12 protein-coding genes are annotated in these 15,604 nt (G+C 63.3%); 6 read left to right on the forward strand and 6 right to left on the reverse strand.

What is annotated here, in order from left to right; genetic code table 11:
- The first annotated feature begins 72 nt into the window (after positions 1 to 72).
- Positions 73 to 846: a hypothetical protein gene (locus tag N5D20_RS10995; protein ID WP_279914438.1), complete on the forward strand. Its 774-nt coding sequence runs from the start codon at positions 73 to 75 to the stop codon at positions 844 to 846.
- Here N5D20_RS10995 and N5D20_RS11000 read toward each other — a convergent pair.
- Positions 827 to 2,872 carry a type 4 pilus major pilin gene (locus N5D20_RS11000; RefSeq protein WP_279914437.1) on the reverse strand — a complete coding sequence of 682 codons (2,046 nt, stop codon included), beginning with the start codon at positions 2,870 to 2,872 and terminating at the stop codon, positions 827 to 829. The two genes, N5D20_RS10995 and N5D20_RS11000, sit on opposite strands and share 20 nt — an antisense overlap.
- A gap of 716 nt (positions 2,873 to 3,588) precedes the next feature.
- Between N5D20_RS11000 and N5D20_RS11005 the strand changes: the two genes are divergently transcribed.
- Positions 3,589 to 4,866, forward strand: coding sequence for an O-antigen ligase family protein (locus N5D20_RS11005; protein ID WP_019337565.1), 1,278 nt, complete (start codon positions 3,589 to 3,591; stop codon positions 4,864 to 4,866).
- Complete coding sequence (locus tag N5D20_RS11010; protein WP_019337566.1) at positions 4,866 to 5,858, forward strand: glycosyltransferase; 993 nt, start codon at positions 4,866 to 4,868, stop codon at positions 5,856 to 5,858. The genes N5D20_RS11005 and N5D20_RS11010 overlap by 1 nt, the downstream gene beginning before the upstream one ends.
- Positions 5,859 to 5,888: 30 nt before the next feature.
- Here the strand turns inward: N5D20_RS11010 and N5D20_RS11015 are convergent, their stop codons facing one another.
- Complete coding sequence (locus N5D20_RS11015) at positions 5,889 to 6,281, reverse strand: barstar family protein (RefSeq protein WP_049433910.1); 393 nt, start codon at positions 6,279 to 6,281, stop codon at positions 5,889 to 5,891.
- Positions 6,282 to 6,563: 282 nt separating this feature from the next.
- On the opposite strand from N5D20_RS11015, the gene N5D20_RS11020 reads away from it, so the two are divergent.
- The 3 genes from N5D20_RS11020 to N5D20_RS11030 all read left to right on the forward strand — a co-directional run bounded on the left by N5D20_RS11020 (position 6,564) and on the right by N5D20_RS11030 (position 10,843).
- Positions 6,564 to 8,786, forward strand: a complete 2,223-nt coding sequence (locus N5D20_RS11020; protein WP_049433909.1) for a methyl-accepting chemotaxis protein — start codon at positions 6,564 to 6,566, stop codon at positions 8,784 to 8,786.
- Between the two features lie 166 nt (positions 8,787 to 8,952).
- Entirely contained in the window at positions 8,953 to 9,321 is a 369-nt protein-coding gene (locus N5D20_RS11025; protein WP_032127541.1) for a glycine zipper 2TM domain-containing protein, read from the forward strand.
- A 145-nt stretch (positions 9,322 to 9,466) separates the two neighbouring features.
- A complete protein-coding gene (locus N5D20_RS11030; RefSeq protein WP_279914435.1) occupies positions 9,467 to 10,843 on the forward strand; it encodes a hypothetical protein in 1,377 nt (458 codons plus the stop codon).
- A 51-nt stretch (positions 10,844 to 10,894) separates the two neighbouring features.
- Here the strand turns inward: N5D20_RS11030 and N5D20_RS11035 are convergent, their stop codons facing one another.
- From N5D20_RS11035 to N5D20_RS11050, 4 genes are read right to left on the reverse strand one after another with little or no spacing between them, the layout of a single operon-like run.
- Positions 10,895 to 12,016 (reverse strand): ABC transporter permease, encoded by a 1,122-nt coding sequence (locus tag N5D20_RS11035; protein WP_241872600.1) that lies wholly within the window; start codon positions 12,014 to 12,016, stop codon positions 10,895 to 10,897.
- The gene (locus N5D20_RS11040) at positions 12,013 to 13,200 is read right to left on the reverse strand and encodes an ABC transporter permease (RefSeq protein ID WP_279914434.1); all 1,188 of its coding nucleotides are present in this window, start codon (positions 13,198 to 13,200) and stop codon (positions 12,013 to 12,015) included. The genes N5D20_RS11035 and N5D20_RS11040 overlap by 4 nt, the downstream gene beginning before the upstream one ends.
- Positions 13,185 to 14,198, reverse strand: coding sequence for an efflux RND transporter periplasmic adaptor subunit (locus N5D20_RS11045; RefSeq protein ID WP_053442719.1), 1,014 nt, complete (start codon positions 14,196 to 14,198; stop codon positions 13,185 to 13,187). The genes N5D20_RS11040 and N5D20_RS11045 overlap by 16 nt, the downstream gene beginning before the upstream one ends.
- Positions 14,191 to 15,603, reverse strand: coding sequence for a TolC family protein (locus N5D20_RS11050; RefSeq protein WP_279914433.1), 1,413 nt, complete (start codon positions 15,601 to 15,603; stop codon positions 14,191 to 14,193). Before N5D20_RS11050 ends, N5D20_RS11045 begins: the two co-directional genes overlap by 8 nt.
- Between the last annotated feature and the right edge of the window lies 1 nt (position 15,604).

The following is a 15,604-nucleotide window of genomic DNA, read 5'->3' on the forward strand; positions in this document are numbered from 1 at the left end:
AACCAAGTCAAGCTAATTGACAATATTCATTTACCTCATAACTTGAATTAAATCAATGTAATGGGGTTGTATATGAATAAATGTGTTTTGCTTGCTTTTGGGTTGTCTCTAATAGTTTCATCGGTCAGCGCGTTCGGCGAGGGAGCATTTGTCAGTCATGACGGTGAGGCGCTGCATAGCTTTGTTGAGCGTGTGTCGTTAGCTGAGCGGTCATCGAGCTGCGGGTATATATCGAAAGCGGAAAGCTCTTATCGCATTCGTCTGGTGGACTGTGCGCTGAAATACTCTGATGCGGAACTTGTTGTTTACACCGCTGGTGGCTGGTCGCGTCTGGCATTTGAGTCAGTGAGTGCGTCAATAAATATTGGGAGAAGCAATCTTGAGGGTAGAGTTCTTGGTGAATTGACTGCACGTTCTGCAATGACGATGGATCAATTTGCGGTATCGATTTCGGGTCCAATTGCGCGTTACACCAAAAACACTCAGCACGAAGTGTGCGCTCAGATTTGCAAGTCCCCACAGGGGGATTGGGGTGCAGCCGTCACAACGGTTGGTTCGCACGTGATGTGCCCCATCACCAGTGTTTGCCCCGAGGGCATGACCGCGACAGGTCAGGGGATTCATTCGCACCCAACTGGTTCGACCTACAAAATCAATGCCGCTGACAAGGCTGTGCTTCTATCGGGTCCGTTTTATCACCTGGGGGCTAAAGAAGCACGTGGACAAACAGATGTCTTTTCCGCAGAAGATTTCAAGGCTGGGCCTGGCTACATGGTCACCGACAAGGGCCGCTTGATGCATCAAGACGGCCCCAAAAAGGTTCGGGTTATAAGCATTGATAGGTGATCCAATTCGATTGACCCGCTGAGCCCTGTTGCGCCCCAATTGCGGGTGCATCGTTGTACCCCTGCATATACACCGCGTCCCATTCCGCTGGTCGGCCACTTGACCATCCCACATATGGTGAGGAACCGGCACCGGCCACAATCTGCCAACCGCTTGATGTGCAGATGGCTGCGCGGAATGTTCCGCCACATGGCCCCAGTCCACTGCAACTGATGTAGTTGGACCACGATCGCTGACCGATGTTCGATGCATTGCAGTCCTTCAATCCGTTAAGTGGTGAAGAATTCTGCCAAGCAATGCGGTATGAGCGGTTCTCGACTGTGCAGCTTGCCGCGCACGAATTCACGTGATTGCGTTGCGCTCCTGTGTCGTACCATCCACCCCATGCCCCGACGCTGGGAGACGGCGCAGTTGTCTGACCGCTTGGGCAGTTGAAGCTTATTGTCCGTTGGCGATGCTGTTGCTTCTCATACGAGTTTTGACCCGAATAACCACTTGGGCATCCAAGATCCACACGTTGCCATTGCTCATCGGTTTCGTTGTAAGGAGATGGGCATGTTGCGCAATTGCTGTTGTGATTTCGTGTGCCCGACTCGACCCATGCTCCATACGTCTCTTCTCGACCTGGTGATGTCTGGCCTGATGTGGCGTTGCATGCATAAGTTACGGTCATTGACTGATTGAACACCGCTTCCCAACTTTGATTTCCAAACGTTCCAGCAGGGCAGGATCCCGAGCGGGGTTCTGTGCGGGTCAATGTCGTGGAGGTGTCAGCTGGGCATGCGTTGCATTGCCCAACAACCGTTGACGTATTCAATTCCCACACGCCACTCCACACAGGAGCGGAGGTTGCGCTGGTGCATCGAGAGAATTGCTGTTCAACACCATTGCGTTCGCCATATGTGCGAATAGGACAGGCTACTGATGTGGCGCGCTGCATGCGTCCAGGCGCACAGCAGGTGCCCGTTGTGGTGCACGACGCGCTGCATGTGTTGGTCATCGTCTGCCACTCACCCCATTCTTTTGTTCCATCCGCTTTGCAATTGCGGTAGCGCTCACGAATGATGTTTCCGCCTTGACCGGCTGGACAGGCAGTCGTTTCCGTGCCTTTGTCCGTTGTAGGGTCAAATTCGCACGCTGTTTGGGGTGGGGCCGGATCGATGCATTTCCGAGTAACAGGCGTCCATGCTCCCCATTGATGGCTGGGACACGCGCGGGTGCGCCCTTCAACGACAAATCCAATTTGATCGCTTGGACAGTTCGATACACGCTGCTCGGTGATTGGCGTGCAGATGGATTGTGGGACTTGCGGATCAATGACGGGTATAGGCGCAGCATTGGCCGCGCATGTGTTGCTGGTGGTCACCCACGATGTCCATTGGCGACTAGGGCAGGTCGTCGCAGGGCACGTGGCATTGCGCCGTTGGGTAATGGAACCGCTGGCGTTGTCCGCGCACGCTAAAGTTTGGGTTTCGATTGTGGGCGAACACTCACAAGCAGACATGTCTGTTGCTTGAGTCGAAACATTTTTATTGGTGTAGCGGAACAGAACTTCATTGCGATCACGTGTGGCGCATTGCGTTGCCAGCAAGTCCTCACGCAATTTGGAGTATGGCTTTTGCACTTCCACACTGTTGATGCGAACAAAATCCGCTGAGCGGGCCAATGCTGTTGCCAGCTTCACACACGATCCATTTGGTACGGCTTGATAAATAAGGTCAATTGAGTCGTTGGTTCCAAAGGCCGTTCCGGGCTGAACAATTGCCGACGCGCCAATGCTTGATGGCGTGTCCAATGTGTCGTTGCGCACAATGAATTTTGAGTTGTACGTGCTTTCAAGGGTCGCCGTGGACAAGCCGGCGTACGAGGGTTGCAGTACATAGAGATCCGTCAGCGATTGAACAATTTGTCCTGCGCGCGATTGTTCTGTGCGGATCGCAGCCATTGAAGCTGATGGCTTGAACAACTTATATGTCAACGCCCCCAGTCCGACAATAAGCGCCATGACCAGGGTCAATTCAATCAAATTAAATCCTCTTTGTCTCATTGACCCTCCGTAAAATAATCTCAATTGAAATTACATTACGGGGCTTTTTACTTTTGGCAAGCTGTTGCAATTGAAACCCATCAAGCAATTGCCAATTGCAGAGTCAATTACAAAACGTCCGCATGGTCACACGAGGGATCATCGGTGTTCGCTGTGTCCACGGGGAAACGGCCGTTGAAGACTTAAGAGTGAGGCGGGGGCGTCTTAAGACAGGTTGGGACACAAGGCGGCAGAACCTGTGTCCATTGTGTGTCCATGGGGAGTTTGGCTGGACACGGCGGCGGTGAAAGCCTTACAGTGCAAGCACTTTGAGGGTATCCGCAACCACACGCGAATAGTGCTTCATCAGCGGGGTGTGGTCCTTGGACGCCTTGGCGTTGCTGGTGTTGTCTTTTGTATCAGTCACTTGGGGCGTTTCGCGTCTTGGCAGGGCGTCGGGGCGTGGCCACGCGCAGGCATGGCCGGAGAGATCGTTAGTGTAGCGACCTGGGGCGGTCGATGATCCCGACCGATGCCCAGAGACAAGGGCGGTTGCCCGCGACTGTCCGTACGCCAACGCACGCCCCCGTACACCTGCGGTTTGGTTGATTTCCACGGGGCCCCACGGTAGTGTCAGCCCCGGCGATTTCCGCCAAGCGGCCTCCATGGAAACCGGGGCGACTCATCCCGGGCGGGCGTTGATGGAAAGAACAAGCATGACTGCAGCCTGCATGGCCGCCGAACCTCGTTACACCTGGCGTACCGTCCTGCTGAGCATCCTGGTCGCCATCGTTCCGCTTGCCGGCTCCGCACCCTACACCTTGCTGAAGGCGGTGCTGCTGCTGGCCCTGCTGGTCACCGGCGTGGTTCTGATCCGCCGCCAGCCCGATGTCCGCCTGCGCTACCGCATCGCCCGGTTCATCGTGATCGTCTGCTTCCTGCGCCTGGCCTATGCCTTCTACAGCATCCTCTGGCACGGGCTGCGCTGGAACGAACTGGACCTTCCGGCACAGACACTGCTCTACCTGGGCACCGCTGCGGTGTTCGCCACTGCGCTGGACTGGCGCCTGATCTGGAAGATCTTCGCCCTGTCCACCCTGGTCTTCGGCGGGTCGTGCATCGTGCAGCACCACGTGATGGGCCTTGAACGCGCGCACGGTTTCAGTGGCGGCGAATGGACCGCCATCGAGTTCACCATGGTGACGCTGTGCATGGCGCTGTTCTCGGTCATCCGGTTGATCCAGCCCAATGTCCATCCGGCCGAACGCTGGCTGCACGGCGTGGCCATCGCCGTCGGCGTCTATGGTTCGATCCTGGCGCAGAGCCGCGGGCCGATCCTGGCGTTCATTCCCGCCATGCTGATGGTGATTGCGGTGCACGTCCGGCGCACCCGGCGCTGGCGGGGGGCACTGGCCTTCGTCGGTGCCCTGGTCATTGGCGTGGTCGGCGCCACCTCGGTGCTGAACCATGAGGTGATCCAGCGCTTCGGTGAGGTCAGTGGCGAGATCTCCGGTTTCAACCAGGAAAACGAGGTCGGCTCGGTCCGCGAGCGCATCGCCATGTGGGGTGTGGCGGTCGACGCCTTCGCCGAGCATCCCGTGGCGGGGGTGGGCCTGAACCAGTTCGGTACCTATGCACGTGAGGGCATCGCCCGCGGCGAGGTGTCCGAGTCGATCTTCCGCTACAACCACCCACACAACGAGTACCTGGAAGCGGCGGTGACCGGTGGCGTGCCGTTGCTGCTGATCATGCTGCTGGTCTTCATCCTGCCCGGCATCCATTTCGTGCGACGTCTCGGCCACGCCGACGACATCACCGCGATGATCGCCACCGCCGGACTTGCCGTGGTCATCGTCTATGCGCTTTCGGCGTTCACGGACAACGTGTTCTACCGGGCGATGCCGCATTCGTTCTATTTCTACCTGGTGCTGGGTTTCATGCTGGCGACCGCCTTGCCGGCGCGTGACCTGCGCCGGCAAGGGAGTCCCTCCTGATGGCGCATATCCATCTGCTGGCTGCCGACAACCAGCGTGGCCTGTCCCATGACATCCAGGTGATCGAGCGCTCGTTGCAGCAGCTCGGGCACACGGTGACGGTCAGCCGCCTGGACGCGGTGCGCAATGGTGGTGCCTGGAAACTCCGCGGCATGCGCCTGCGCAGGCTGCTGGCCTCGTGGCTGAGCCTGGGGCGCACGCCGGCCCGGTTCGACATCAACATCTCGCTGGAACATGTCCGGCCGGCGAGCTTCGGACTGGCCAACGTCAATCTGTTGATCCCGAATCCGGAATGGGTGTCCGCACGCAGCCTGCGGATCCTGCCGCGGTTCGATGCGTTGCTGACCAAGACCGAAGAAGCCACGCGCATCTTCAACGCGCTGGGCATGCGCGCACTGGAGGTCGGTTTCTGCAGCCGTGACCGCTACGACCCGGCGGTGCCGCGCAGGCCGCGCAGCTTCCTGCATGCGGCCGGTACCAGCCGCATGAAGGGGACGGCTGCACTCGTCAATGTCTGGAAACGGCACCCCGAATGGCCTTTGCTGACCATCCTGCGCGGCGGCCCTTCGGACGAAGATGAGGGCGGTGCCGCGAACCTGAGGATCGTCCGCGAGCGGCTGCTCGACCAGGAGGTGCAGCGCCTGCAGAACGAACATGCGTTCCACCTGTGCCTGTCGCAGACCGAAGGCTGGGGCCATTACCTGGTGGAAGCGATGAGCTGCGGGGCGGTGGTGATCACCTGCGACGGCGCGCCGATGAATCAGATGATCGACGACAGCCGAGGCATCCTGGTTGCCGCGCACGAGGGCGAGCCCTGCCATCTGTCCAGGACCTGGCATGTGGATGAGAAGGCGCTGGAACAGGCCGTCGAGCGCGCGCTGGCGATGGATGAGTCCGAGTGGACCCGGCTGGGCGCCAATGCACGCGCATGGCACCTGGCCAGCGAGGTGGCGTTCCCGCGCCGTCTGGGCGAGGCCCTGGCCAAGCTCTGAGCAGATGTGGGGCTGGTCGCTGCAGCCCGCTCAGCCAGGCACCAGGGTGATCTGCGGATGGCTGCCGAAGATCTCCATGACGATCTCGAAGTAGGTCTGTCCCTGGCCAAGCGCCAGTGCCGTCAACTGAGCGTGGATGGCCGGACCGTTGAACCTGCCGCCCTGAGCGAGTTTCGACTGCAGCCAGGTGCGCGTGGCCTCGCGGCCCAGTGCATCGCGGCTGTGGGCGATGTCACGCCACACCACCGTGGCGGTGGCATGGCCTGCGAGAGCGCCGTAGCCGCCGTGAAGCAGGTCATCAAGCGCGTCCAGGCTTGCGCCCAGCTGCCAGTCTTCGTCGGCCATGAACACACGATTGATTTCCACGTAGAGGCTGGCGATGTCGTTGATGGACGTGCCTTCGATGTGCAGGATCCGTGTCATCTGCAGACTGTAGCCCTCCCGGGCGGCAGTTGTGTCCGGTGCAGATAATCCAGGACCGCTTTGGATGGGGCTGGCGTGATTATGGTGTTAAACCTGCGTGATTTTCATCGGGCGCTGGCGTGTCAGCGGTATTCGATAATGATATAGCGCCATTATCTGCCGCCTTGTTTTCTGACTGCCTGCACAGTTCCATATATTTGGATCGGTCCATATATAAAGTCCCGTAAAGTTTCCCTTCGCTGCGCCGCCATCGAACGTACGGCCACGATCAAGGGAATTGAGATGCTTGCCTTACGTAATCTCCGTGTGGGATCCCGGCTTGGCGCCGGCTTCGGTCTGCTGCTGCTGTTCATCATGGCCATCGTTGGCCTGGTGTTGTATGGAAATCAGCTGAAATCCGCTCAGTTCGAGAAAGTGGTGGACGTCAACATGGTGAAGATGCGTTTGTTGAATGACATGCTTGATACCAACAACGCGGTGCTGATGCATCGCCGCCTGATGGTGATCAAGCGGGGGGATGAGTTCGACAAGGATTACCAGCGTGCCCAGGAGTTGTCGCGGACCTATGACGGTATCTGGGCCAGGTACATCAAGATTCCGCGTGACGCTACCGGCGATACCCTGGTCGCGCGCATCGAGGCGGCCCGCAAGGCTACCGATGCATCAACCCAGCAACTGCATGAGCGCATGAAGGCGGGGGATTTTGATGGTGCAGCGAAGGAGCTGCTGGCCGAGCACGGTCTGGCTACGGCCTGGAATGAATCCATCTCGGCCCTGCTGCGCCACCAGGAAACACTGACCGAACGCAGCCGCGAAGAGTACCGCGCAACCGAATCGTGGACCGGCACGCTGTCGATCGCGTTCGGGGCACTGAGCCTGCTGCTGGGCACGTTGGCGGCCTGGGCGATCACCCGCAGCCTGACCCGTCCGCTGGAAGGCGCGGTGAAGCTGGCCGACGGCATTGCCAGTGGCCGCCTGGACAGCAGCATCGACGCCACCGGCAACGACGAGGTGACCCAGCTGCTGAAGTCGATGCAGCGCATGCAGGCACAGCTGCAGTCGGTGATGGCGGCGCAGGGCGAGCTGGCACGCCAGCACGATGCCGGCAGCCTCAGCTACCGCATGGACGAGAGCGCATTCCCCGGCGACTACGGGCGCATGGTGCATGAGACCAATGCGCTGGTTGGATCGCACGTGCAGGTACAGAACCGGCTGATCGAGGTGATGAAGCACTACGCACGCGGCGATCTGTCGGTGGACATGGACCCGCTGCCCGGCGAGAAGGCGGCGATCACCCAGGCGATGGATGAAACCAAGTCCAGCCTGTCGGCGATCAACAGCGAGATCCGCCGGCTGGCGACGGCGGCCGCGGCAGGCGACTTCAGCCTGCGCGGTGATGAAGATCGCTTCGCCTACGATTTCCGCGACATGGTGGCAGGGCTCAATCGCCTGATGCAGACCACCGACGAGAACCTGGTGCAGGTCTCGACCCTGCTGCAGGCCGTCTCGCGCGGCGACCTGACCGTGCGCATGCAGGGGGATTTCCACGGCGTGTTCGCGCGCATGCGTGATGACTGCAATGCCACCGTCGATCAGCTCAAGCAGATCGTGGGCCGTATCCAGGCCAGTGCTTCCAGCATCAACCTGGCAGCGGGCGAGATCGCCTCGGGCAACACCGACCTGTCGCGGCGTACCGAACAGCAGGCGGCGAACCTGGAAGAAACGGCAGCGTCGATGGAGGAACTGACCTCTACCGTGAAGCAGAACGCCGAGCACGCACGCCAGGCCAACCAGCTGGCCATCGGCGCGCATGGTGTTGCCTCGCAGGGCGGCGAGGTTGTCGGCCAGGTGGTCACCACGATGTCGGCCATCGAAGCCGCGTCGAAGAAGATCGCCGAGATCATCTCGGTCATCGATGGCATCGCCTTCCAGACTAATATCCTCGCGTTGAACGCGGCGGTCGAAGCTGCGCGTGCTGGTGAGCAGGGCAGAGGCTTTGCAGTGGTGGCCAGCGAAGTGCGTACGCTGGCGCAGCGCTCGGCGGGCGCGGCCAAGGAGATCAAGGGCCTGATCGAGGATTCGGTCGGCAAGGTCGCCGACGGCTCGGCGCTGGTCCGCCAGGCCGGCACCACGATGGGCGAGATCGTGGCTTCGGTGCAGCGCGTGACCGACATCATGGCCGATATCTCTGCTGCCTCCCAGGAGCAGAGCTCGGGCATCGAACAGGTCAACCAGGCGGTGGTGCAGATGGATGAGACCACCCAGCAGAATGCCGCGCTGGTCGAAGAAGCCAGTGCCGCAGCGCGCTCGATGGAGGAGCAGGCGAACCTGCTGGCCGAAGCCGTGTCGGTGTTCCGCACGGGGGCGGTGACCGCCGCCGCCGCAGTACGCCCGGCGCTGGCAGCCGTGGCGGCATCGGTTGCGCCGGTACGCCGGCCTGCGGTGCTGTCGCCGCGGCTTGAGCCGACGCTGGCCGCAAATGCGGGTGGTTGGGAAGAGTTCTAGCAGAGGGCAATGCCGGCAGGGAGACGGCGCCCATCGCGACGGCTGGTCGCGATGGGCGCGGATTTTCTTCCTGAACGTGCGATGGCCGATGAAGTGGCGGACACGCGCATTTCACTTCCGGTTGCCAACCGCGGGAGGACACTGGTGCCATACCGGAACTCAGGAGATGGCCATGAAGACCTCGACCCGATTGCTTGTGCTGGGCACCCTGCTGGCGGCTTCGTCGGTGGCCGGCGCGCAGACCTATGGGCCGCGCGATGAGGGACGCAAGTTCAACGACGGCAGCCGCGTGGTCTGCAAGAACGTGGAAGTGCAGCGCAACTCGCGCGATCCCAACCGCATCACGGGTACCGCTACCGGCGCAGTGATCGGTGGCCTGCTCGGCAACCAGGTCGGCGGCGGTAACGGCAAGAAGCTGGCCACCGTGGCCGGTGCCGTAGCGGGCGGCGCTGCCGGCCGCCAGATCCAGGGCAACAGCCAGCAGAAGAACGGCGACCGCGTGGTCGAACGCCGCTGCGAACGCGTTTACCGCTGACCGATGATGCCAACAGCGTAATCCCCCTTCCGCAACGCAGTTCCTCGAACGCCGGCCCCGTGCCGGCGTTCCTCGTTGTGGGGCCCCGTATCACCGGCCGCTGTGTCGCGCCTATACTGCGCCGACCTCCAAGGATGAATGTCCTGTGAACGAATTGCCCGTCGCAGAGTCGCACGTGCCGGTTGCCGACCGCCAGCCCGGACCCGAGGCGAGCACCCGCTTCGGTCGGCTGCGCGAGCGTACCGATGAGTTGGAACTGTTCATTTCCGGCCTGCTGGCGTTCGCACTGTTGGCGGTGCCTGGGTACCTGTTCGATGCGTGGGCGCGCAGCAGCCTGCACACGGAAGGCATGTACTTCCAGGTGCTGTGGTTTGGTTTCAGCATCAGCGTGGGCATGTGTTACGTGCTGGCGGTAGCGCTGATCGCGCACTTGACCGTGCGCGGGTACTGGATAGGCCTGATCGGGCTGAAATCGCACTTTCCCAAGGGCATCGACTGGGAACGGCTGCCGCAGATGGGCCCGGTATCGCGCGCTTTCCTCAAGGCGCGCGACGGTGGCCTGGACGGCAGCATCGAACGCGCTGATCGTTTGGCCACCATGCTCTTCTCCACCACGCTGCTGGCGGTACAGACGCTGGCCGGCACCCTGGTGATGGCCGTGCTGACGTTGTGCGTGGCGATGGCGATCAGTGCGCTTGCCGGTGGTTCCGATCGTGTGGCCATGATCGTGGTCGGTACCGTGCTGGCCAGCCTGCTTGTACTCGCACTGGTTCCTGCACTGCTGGAGCGTGTCATTGCGAGCCGGCAGCGGCGCGACCAGCCCTATGACGGCGTGCAGCGGTGGCTGCAGCGCTTCCTGGCGGGCCTGCAACGGATTCCCCTGCTGCGCCTGATGCAGACCATGCAGTTGACCCTGCAGAGCAACCTGCGCTCGCGTTCGTTCATGGCGGTCTATCTGCTGGCGGTGATGGTGGCCATGGTGCTGGGCGGGGTGCAGGTGCTGGGTTCGGTGAAGTTCTCGCTGTTCAACCGCTACCAGGTGATGACCGACGAGGCCGTCGAACACGGCATGTTGAGCGCGCATTACGAATCGATGCGTTCGGCGCACGATCAGCTGCTGCCGTACCCGATGATCCCGTCGGACACTATCAGTGGTTCACACCTGCGTGTGTTCATTCCACACCGCCCCCAGCGCGACAACCCGCTGGCGCGCCAGCACTGCACCGCCTTGCCCGCCGCACGCAATGAAGCGACTGGCGCAAAGGCTGCCAGCGCAGCGGTGGAGTGCCTGTCCCGGTTGTGGCGGGTGCAGCTGGATGGCACGCCGGTTGACCTGCACGACTTCATGCCGATGGAGCGCCGCGATCTCGACATGCGTGGCCTGGTGGGCTATCTGCCCATGGCGACGCTGGCACCGGGTCGCCATGACCTGAGCCTGGTCTGGAATGCCGAAGGGGGCGAACGCGGCCCGGAGCGACGCCGCGAGCACCGCATCCCGTTCTGGTACGCGCCCGACCCCTGAAAAGGGAGCGGAGGGGATTGAGCCGCATCCCCCGACCTTGCCGTTTACGACTCAATCCCCTTCGTCCTCTTTTTTTTCGAGGAGGCGCCAGGCGGCGAGGCTGCCGTAGAGCAGCAGCAGGACGGTGAGAGTGATCAGTTCGTGGCCGACTTCAGCCAGGCGGGCGTCCATCTGGTTCAGGCGCACCATCAGGTTGATGCCCGAGGTGGTCGGCAGCAGCTGCGCCAGCCAGACCAGCGGTTGCGGCGTCATCACCGCCGGCCACGACAGGTTGGCCAGGAAAAACAGTGGGATCGAGGTGGCGATGATGTACTGGAAGGCGCGTTCGCGGGTGCGGAAGAAGCTGCCGACGAACAGGCCGAACGCCACCGTGGCGGCGATGAACAGCGTGCCGCCCAATAACTGGCCCAGTGGATTGCCACCGCGCGGATAGTCCTGCACCCACGCGGTGAAGCCGGCGTACCAGAACAGACCGAACAGGCCGATCAGGCTGAAGCCCAATGCCATGCCCGCCAGCGTTGGCAGGTCGAAGCGCAGGCGCCGGCCCAGCGCGAGTCGGCGGCCACCGAGCAGCACGCCGATGCCCATCAACAGGGTCTGGTGCACGATCAGCTCGGCCACGCCGGGCACGATGGCGCTGCCATAGCCTTCCTGGGTGTTGTACAGCGGGCGCTGCACCAGGGTGACCGGCGGCGCCTGCGGTGCGCCCATGAAGGCCGCCTGGCCGACTACCGCCTCACGCCCGAACGCGCCCAGTGCATCGGCCACGCTGCCCAGCACCCAGCTGGCACGGCCCAGGTAGGCGCCGTTGCCGAGCAGCACCAGCTTGGCCGGATGGCCGCGCAGGATGTCGCGTTCCAGGTTGGCCGGGATCAGTACGATGCCCTCGGCGTGGCCGGCTTCCAGCTGCTGGCGTGCACTGTCGATGTCTGCCGGTTGCCCGACCACGCGTGCAACGCGGAGTGCATCGAGCTTTCGCAGCAGCGCGCGGCTGGTCGCGCTGTGGTCTTCGTCCACCACCAGCACCGGCAGGTTGCCGGCCACCTGGTGGCGGTACGCGGCCGGGTAGAAGAACGAATACAGGATCACCGCGCCGACCATCACCACGATCGCGTAGCGGTCGCACAGCACTGCCATCAGCGTCTGCCGGAGGCTGCGCCAGAGTGCGCTCATGCGTCGGCTCCCGCAGGCTGCGCGGCTTCAGGCGTACGCGCAAAGGCGATCAGGCGCAGGCCGCCGATGCCACCGGCCACCATCGTCATCAACAACAGCGTGGTCAGCGGCCATATCGAAACCTGCAGCGGCGAACCGATGAACTGCTGCTGGGTCTGCAGCTTGATGTAGGCGCTGAGTGGCAGCAACTGATGCCAGATACGGGTGAACAGGGGGCCATCCAGCACCGGGAAGGTGGCGCTGGAGAATGCCAGTGCGGTGCCGATGCTGAGGCCGACCGCGGACAGCGCGGTACCCATGTCGCGGGTGACGCCGACGAAGAACAACGCGTAGGCGGCCGTGGCCAGGTAGAACAGTGGCTGTGCGAGCAGCAGCACGAGCGCGCTGCCGGCCACACCATCGCCGCGCAGCCAGGCCAGGTACCCAATGCCGAGCGCGCCATACAACGAGAACAGCAGAGTGTACGGCGCGACCTTGCCGGCAATCGCCGACCACGGCGTGCGACCCAGCCAGGCGGGCAGGGTGCCGTCGCGGATCTCGCGGCCAAGGCTGCCGGCCACGGCAAGTGCCAGTACCAGTGACAGCACCGCCGGGAAGATCAGTGGCAGCAGGAACAGTTCGTAGCTGCGTGCCGGGTTGTAGAGGATGTCCGACTGCACCGCGATCGGCGCCGCGCGCAGCTTGCCCGGGCCGACCTGCAGGCCGATGCGCTCGCGCAGCAGGCGTGCGTTCCACGCGGAAACCGCGTCGCCGATGTCGCGCGACGCCGACTGGCCGGTGGTCATGTAGGTGGCGTTGTAATAGGTGAACACCGTGCCCTGGCGGCCGCGCAGCGCCTGGCGGGTGACATCACGCGGCACCAGTACGATGGCGAACACATCCAGGCGGCGCAGCTGCGAACGGGCGTCTTCCATGTCCACGGGCTGGCTGGCGATGCGCACGCCCGGGCTGGCATCGAGCATGCGCAGCAGCAGGCGGCTGTCACTGCTGTGGTCGAGGTCGACCACAGCAATGGGGATATCGCGCATCACCGACGGCGTGAACATCCACGCCATCACCGCCAGCATCAGCAGGGGCAGCAGGGTCACCAGCAGCAGGTCGGCACGGTTGCCGCGCAGCGACTGCAGCTCGCGCCGCCACAAAGCGGCGAAGCCGTTGCGGTCGGGGCTCAGTGCTGGGGCCATGCGAACAGCACGCTCATGCCGGGGCGGAAGCCCTCGATGCGGCGTACCGGGCGCACCCGCACCTCGAAGCTGCGGACGTCGTAGCCGGACGACTGACGGGTGGTGCGCCAGGTTGCATAGTCGCCGGCCGGGTTGATGAAGTAGACCTCGAACTCACCGTCCTGGCCGAGTGCCGGCACGTTGCCCTGCAGCTTGCTGCCGACCTTCAGACCCTGCATCTGCGATTCGCGCAGGTTCATCGCCACCCACATGCGGTCGATGTCGACCAGGGTGAACACGGGATAGCCGGCTGGCACCAGCTCGCCCGGGTCGGCCATGCGCTTGTTGATCTCGCCGGCCACCGGCGCGCGCCCTTCGACTTCGACACGCGCAGCGTTGACTTCGGCCACCGCGCCCTGTGCCTGCTGCACCTGGCCCTGCGCGGCGCGCTTGTCCTGCTCGCGTGCGCCGGCCAGCGCCATGTCGTACTGCGCACGGGCGGCACGGGCCAGTTCACGCGAACTGGTGGCCTGGGCATGCGCTTCATCGCGCTTCTGCCGGGTCATCACCCCTTCGTTGAACAGGTTCTGCACGCGCTGGTAGGTGGCCTCGGCCAGCGTCGCACCGGCTTCGGCGCGCTTCCAGTTCGCTTCGGCGGCGCGGATGTCCTCGCTGCGCGCGCCTTCGTCGGCCTTGTCGGCCACCGCCTGCGCGGCGGCCAATGCGCCATGCGCCTGCTGTTCCTTGGCGGCCACTTCGGGGCTGTCGAGCAGGAACAGCACCTGGCCGGGCTGTACACGGTCGCCCTCGCGCACCTTCAGTTCGGCCACGCGCGCGGTGATCTTGGCGGCCACGTTGATGGTGTCCGCATCGGCCATGCCCTGGATCTGGTCGGCCGGGCTGCGCCAGGCCAGCCACAGGCCGAGCACCACCACGATCAGCAGCACCACTATCAGGATCGGGCCCAAGCGGCGCTTGCCGGGGGGCGTTTTCGCTTCGTCGTGCAGCACATCACTCATGGTCGATCACCTCGTCCGCACGCCGCCGGAACTCTTCGAAACGGTCCATCTGTCCACTGACCTCCAGCAACTGTGCCAGCGCAATATCGTATTGGTAGGCGGCCTGCGCACGCTCGACACGGGCACCGCCCAGGCCGAGCCGCGCGTCGATTACATCAAGCGAAGTCGCCTGGCCTTCGCGGAACGCCAGCTCCTGCAGGCGCAGGTTTTCCTGTGCCTGGGCGATGCTGCTGTCGAGCAGTACGAACTGCTGCCGCGCGGTTTCCAGTTCGTTCCAGGCCTTGCGCACGCCCAGTGCGACCTGGTTTTCGGCCTCGCGCAGGCCGGCTTCGGCCTGTTCCTGCTGCGCACGTGCGGCACTGATCTGCGCCGGCCGCGAGTTCGGCGACAGGAAGGTGTACTTCAGGCCGATGCCGAACGCCCAGTCCGGATCGGTCAGCATCTCGTCGCGGCGGCGGAAGTCGTACTGGCCGAAGGCGAAGATCTGCGGCTTCAGCTTGGCCTGCTGCACGCGCACGCCCTGTTCGGCCTGCGCCACCATCGCCCGCAGGCGTGCGATCTGCGGCTGGCGCGCCTGCGCAGTGCGCTCGAAGCTGGCCACCGGTTCCAGCGGCACGCGCTGCACGAACAGCGGCGACACGGGCTGTACTTCGCCACCACTGCGCAGCAGCGTGGACAGCGCGGCCTTCAGCGTGGCCAGATCGTTCACCGTCTTCTGGTACTCGCGTTCGGCCTTGTCGCGGGCCACGGTGGCCTGCAGGCGCTGCGCGCGGGTGGCGAAGCCCTCGCGCTCCAGCTTCTCCGCATCGGACAGATGTTGGTTGAGGCCATCGCGCACGTCGCGGCGTACGTCCACTGCCTGCTCGGCCAGGCGCTGGCCAAAGTAGGCCTGGGCCAGCTGCACGGTCAGCGATTGGCGCTGTGCTTCGCGTTCGGCACTGGCCTGTTCGTGGGCGGCGCTGGCGGCACGTTGTGCGGCCGGAATCACGCCGCCGGTGTACAGCGGCAGCACAGCCGTCACCACCGGTCGCGTTCTCCAGTCGCGCTCGGTGAACGACAGCGGCGAATCGATGCCGAAGGCTTCAGCCACGGGGGCCAGCGAGCCCAGTGGCAGGGTGAGGGTCTTCTGGAACTGCAGGCGGCGCACTTCGCCGGTGATCTCCGGCAGGCGCAGCAGGCGGGTCGCGTCCTGCAGGTCCTGCTTGTTGCGTACCGCTGCGTCAGCGGCCGCCAGTGCATCGGAGACCTGCTCCAGGCGTTGCCGCGCCTGTTCCCAGTCCAATGCAGGTGCGTCGGTGTTGTTCTGCGCGGACGCAGCGAATGGCAGGCAGGTCGCCAGCGCCAGCGCCAGCGCCAGCGCGGGCTTCGCGCGGTGCATCCTTGTACGTCGGCCGATCACGCCCATG

The sequence above is a fragment of the Stenotrophomonas sp. GD03877 genome, assembly GCF_029840555.1.
In the GTDB taxonomy this organism is placed as follows: domain Bacteria; phylum Pseudomonadota; class Gammaproteobacteria; order Xanthomonadales; family Xanthomonadaceae; genus Stenotrophomonas; species Stenotrophomonas geniculata.